This is a genomic window from Natrinema pallidum DSM 3751, assembly GCF_000337615.1.
Taxonomy (GTDB): domain Archaea; phylum Halobacteriota; class Halobacteria; order Halobacteriales; family Natrialbaceae; genus Natrinema; species Natrinema pallidum.
On sequence record NZ_AOII01000003.1, the window covers coordinates 1 to 4006 of the forward strand.

General features: G+C 53.5%; 3 protein-coding genes. All 3 read right to left on the bottom strand.

The window, feature by feature from the left end; translation table 11 throughout:
- A partial coding sequence (locus C487_RS21245) for a hypothetical protein (protein ID WP_083864436.1) occupies window positions 1-181 on the bottom strand: 181 nt, incomplete at its 3' end.
- Window positions 182-315: 134 nt separating this feature from the next.
- Complete coding sequence (locus C487_RS00015) at window positions 316-3246, bottom strand: UvrD-helicase domain-containing protein (RefSeq protein ID WP_006183596.1); 2931 nt, start codon at window positions 3244-3246, stop codon at window positions 316-318.
- Window positions 3243-3602, bottom strand: coding sequence for a hypothetical protein (locus C487_RS00020; RefSeq protein ID WP_006183597.1), 360 nt, complete (start codon window positions 3600-3602; stop codon window positions 3243-3245). The genes C487_RS00015 and C487_RS00020 overlap by 4 nt, the downstream gene beginning before the upstream one ends.
- Window positions 3603-4006: the final 404 nt, after the last annotated feature.

Below are 4006 nucleotides of genomic sequence, written 5' to 3' on the forward strand. Positions count from 1 at the left end.
CGTCCCGTTGCTCGAGTGCTAACTCTGCATCGGCGGCCAGAATGTCAGTAGCATCGTCATAATTGATCAGCGGAACACTGTCTTCGCCAGCATCTGGCCGACATGCCTGCGTACACAGCCGGTCGTAGCACTCGAGAATCCACTCCGGAAGTGGTGGCCGTGGATCTGTGACGCGAGCCATTGCAGTTCTGTCTGGTTGTTTCGACAGTCATCCGCTTAACAGTACCCGTCGAATACGGCGTTGATCCTGAAGCCGCAGTTGCAGCACTTGAGATTGGAAGATTAAGATAAAGGCCCGAGATAATGTTAGTTATTTTATATATTTTGTATTTTTTCGGAGTGGGTATGTTCACCGACCACGGGCGTCGTTATTTCGTATAACTCCTCGAGTGTGAGCGGCGATACTTCCACACGCTCATTATCGGCGGTATAGAAGATGCTGGTCGAGATAGTGCGATCTGGGTACTGCTCGGCTGCGACGTGATAATAGACGCTGAGCTGTTTCCTGTATTCGGCCTCTGCATGGCGGGAGAGGTCCGTCTTGTAGTCGATAATCTGGATCCGCTCCGATGTGATTACAAGTAAATCGATAATGCCGACAAGAGTGGCCTGTGGATCCAAATCCAGGGGAAGAATCGCCGTAACTTCTGGTTCGAATTGCCCGCCAAGGGTATCAAGGAGCGTCGCAACGTGTTCCTGATCGTCATTACTCGGTGAGAGATCGTCCCCTCGTGCATACTTTTCAGCGAAGTCATGAAGCTCGTCCCCGAATTCCGTCCCTCGTCCTTCCGTGACCTCGTCGTACACGCTATCATCCATAATGTCGTGGACACTCATCCGGTGGGGACTCGTTCGTTCGGGTGGCGTAATTGAAAATGACACCTCGTCTTCCCGATATTCGGTTTCAGTATCGACGGATGGTTCGAGTTCGATCGGCTCGAGCGGGAGTTCGGTGAAGAAAGGACTTGGCAAGTCACCAGCTGTGAGGAACAGATGTCGCTTCGCTCGAGTCACCGCGACGTAGAAGAGTCGACGCTCTTCGTCGTATTCCGATGGCAAACAGCCGGTGAGAAGATCGTACGGCCAGTGTTTGTGGACGTAAGGCTGACCGCTCGCCTCGCTGTAGATGGATCGTTGTCTGAGCCCGATCAGTTCCCGATACTGGATCGTACCTGATGATGGTCGCCCGTAATGGGGGAACGCTCGTCGGTTCATGTTCGCACAGAATACGATCGGATATTCCAACCCTTTCGCACTGTGTATCGTCTGAAGCGTGACGGAATCCTCACCCGGACTCGAATCGATTTCTATCGTGGATCCGGCCTCGATGTGTTCCTCTATGTAGGTGATTGCCTGGCTTCGGGTTGCGAGCGTCGTCTCGTACATACCGGTGAGTTCGCCGAGCAAACCGTTTGCATACGCTCCATCGTATCCGTATTCGTCAAAGACAATTCGGGCAAATCCGCCGATGGTTTCACACTCTTGTAAGGAGTCCCGAAACGCAACCATTGCGTCGGGATACTGTTCAGTCTCGAGGATCTCACGAGCGTGCGGGAGCGTGTATCCGGCTTCTTCCAGAACAGTCGCCCATCCTCGTTGATCGTTCGATTCACAAATCCGAAGCCATGCTAGCAGAAGCTTCGCCTGATCGGTATCGAATAACTCCACCCCACCCTCATACGCAATTGGAATACCGTATTCGTTCGCCCTCTCGAGGAGGTCACGAGCAAACGATCGAGTTCGAGTAAAGACGGCAATATCGCTATACGATGGGGAACCGAGCCGTTCTCGTTCAGCAGCCGCTTGCTCCTCCACAGACATCTCTGCTGTCGAGACCGGTTCATCTCTTACCTCGACACTGTAGTCCTCGTTTCCAACGACATGCTGTATTCGATCGAGAAGCAGTTCAATCTCATCTTCGTGGGTAACCGCCTGAATGTGGCTGTTATTAACGCGGCTCGTAGCCTCGAGTGGCGTTATCTCGTTCTCTATTTCCTCCGCATCCAGAGACTCACCGTGTGTTGCTGGCGTTGTCAGCGTCTCCGACGCCAGTGAGAGAATCGATTCCGTGGAGCGGTAGTTCTTCTTCAGTGGTATCGTTTCGACCTCGTCGACGGCATACTGAACTCGAGTCTCATCACGATTCAATTCCGCCTTGTATCGCGAGATCCGTTCCTCGAAATTCTGAATGTTTTCGACCGTGGTATACTGGAACCCGTAGATACTCTGTTTCCAGTCGCCGACGACGCAGATGTTATTATCAGCAGCAAGGAGCAGCGTGAGTTTGAATTGCAACTCGTTGGTATCCTGGAATTCGTCGACCATGACGTACCGGTGGCGAACCTGTTCGCGAACAGCTGCGTCCTCACACAGCATCACGAACGCCATCACAAGCATGAGCCCTTGTGTGAGATAGTTACGCTCGAGCGCATACTCGAGGTACTCGAAATAGACATCGTGTACAAAGGCGAGTAGGTCCTCACGGTCCTCATCAAATGCCTGCTCGACAGGTTCTGAGTGAAGTTGTGGGTACCCGACAACCTCGTCAGCTGTCGGTGCATCGGGAACGTATTCTGTTGCATCCCACCCACTTACTGACGAGCGTGCATCGGATTGTGTGGGACCGTTTGCCCCTTCATTCGGTCGATTCTCCCGTTTGAAGAGGTCCATGAACGCCTCCCGGTCACCCAGAAGCGGAGTACCAGTATCTCGGTACCACCCGTCGCGTTCAGGAATGATACCTTTCGCAGCGAGTTCGGCAATCAACGAGCGCAGAGAACTGGGATCGTCCAGCGCTACAAAAAGGTGCTCGTGTTCGGGATGACGGTCTTCGAAACGAGTGATGAACGTATTGAACAGCTCTCCCTCCCGAATCCCATCCTCGATTAACTCGAGTGATTGTGGAATCTGGTCGTCAATCCCGATTTTGGCCGGGGTTTCGTGACCATAGCGTCGAAGCAGCTGATAACAGTAGCCGTGAAATGTGCTAATCGGGGCGTCCTGTAACTGGACGGGATCGTATGGGGACTGGCGAGCGATTCGATCGGCCATCTCTGCAGCCGCATTCCGCGTGAACGTGGCCAAAAGGATGTCCTCTGGTTCGATATCCGGTTTTTCGAGGATATTCGCATACCGGTGCGTTACAGTGAACGTTTTGCCCGTTCCTGCACCGGCATCAACGAGATAGATCCCGTCGGTATGTTCGATCAGTGTTTCTTGCTCCTGGTTTGGTGAGATTCCAGTCATCGGTCTGTGAGTATGAGGTCTCGATGATCGACGCGGTCCCAAGTCGGTCCTTCCTCCCGATAGGCTACCGGGAACCGACTGTTTCGATACTCGTTCAGGGCCTCGAGTTGCTCGTCGACGAACGCCTCGAAAGCATCGAGGTCCGATTGCAGGACGTATCCGGTCGGTACATCGTCAAGATCGTCGATCACCTTCTCGCAGCCTTGACGGACGTACTTGTATTCGCCGACGCGTTCCTGGGCATACGTGACGAACTCCTTGGTGATTGTCGCCCGTCGATCGGGATCGTCTCCAGCTCGGGGAAGCTCGTGAGTCTCGAAAAAGTCCCTGTAGGCTTCGTACCCGAGCGGGTGCAATGCCCGACACCGCTTATTCGAATCAGCGTAATCGGTTACACTCTCGAAGGTATCTCGGCTCGCGACAAACTCGCTAAACGTCGCTGGAACGTAGGTGATCGTCGTAACGAGATCTGCTGGATCAGGCGGAGACCCCGTGAGGGCTTCATCGACTCCGTCGAGTAGATGAACGAAATGGAGTTCGAGACGCTCGTCCGGCTGTTCCTCTCGATGTTTGGCGAGATAGACGAGTGCCTGAAAGTTGGGGTACTCATCGACCGGATCGATCGATGCCGCCTCTAGTATGTCTGAAGCGTCCTTTTTGTTGCCGGTCTGAGCGTGTCATAGAATCCAACTCATAGCTTGAGCATCTCACGTCCTGGATCGTGTCCTCGCTCGTAGTTGGTGATTGCAATGACGATCCG

Coding starts and splice junctions, on each gene's coding strand:
- C487_RS00015 (WP_006183596.1), bottom strand. CDS start 3,246: ATGACTGGAATCTCACCAAACCAGGAGCAAGAAACACTGATCGAACAT.